General features: G+C 60.1%; 2 protein-coding genes. Both read left to right on the top strand.

What is annotated here, in order from left to right; genetic code table 11:
* A partial coding sequence (locus tag GZ997_RS11515) for a DUF6318 family protein (protein ID WP_203234234.1) occupies nucleotides 1-358 on the top strand: 358 nt, incomplete at its 5' end.
* 125 nt (nucleotides 359-483) lie between these two features.
* A partial coding sequence (locus GZ997_RS12500; RefSeq protein WP_203234235.1) for a hypothetical protein occupies nucleotides 484-719 on the top strand: 236 nt, incomplete at its 3' end.

Genomic DNA, 719 nt, shown 5'->3' on the forward strand with positions numbered 1-719 from the left:
GTTCCCCTACGTCTTCGCCACGGGAGACCTGGACGCCTGGGAGAAAATGAGCGACGACAACTGCGAATTCTGCAACAACGTGGCAGATGACGTAGCTAATCGCCATGAAGCAGGTAATTGGGTCGACCCGTGGGAGCAGGAGATCACCCCCCTGGAGTGGTGGACCGACCAGGAGGACCCCAACCGCTACGTCGTACGCGCACAAGTAACATCCGAAGCCCGCACAAGCCACTCAGGCGACGGTACAGCAACAAGGGTGGAGGAGTCCGAGGACCTACTACTGACGCAACTTTATTGGACCGGAGAACAGTGGAGAATTGAAGCAATTGAGGTCGAGAATGGAGGCGACCAGCAATGACCTTAAAGTCAGCAACATTTAAACTCGCAGCAATTTACCTCTCAACCACAATATACCTAATGCCAATGGCTGCGGCGAGCCCCCAGGACGACCCCACCTTCAGGGCCTATTCGACAGGTAATTCTGTGACTGTTACGGGTAGGACGTCCTACGAGGTGGCCTACTCCACCCCGGGCGCGCCGGTCGGCGGGGGCTACTACGCCAACCCCGCCCCCGCGCAGGACAACGGCAGAACCTACGAGTACGGGCCACCCACCCACCAGTGCCCCTACGGCACCATGTCCTCCCCCGCCGGCGTACGCCCCTTCATGTTCAAGTGCCTAGACGCCCCCCAGGCAGCACCCGCCCAGGGCACCACCAC

The sequence above is a fragment of the Actinomyces sp. 565 genome (assembly GCF_010365615.1).
Lineage (GTDB): Bacteria > Actinomycetota > Actinomycetes > Actinomycetales > Actinomycetaceae > Actinomyces.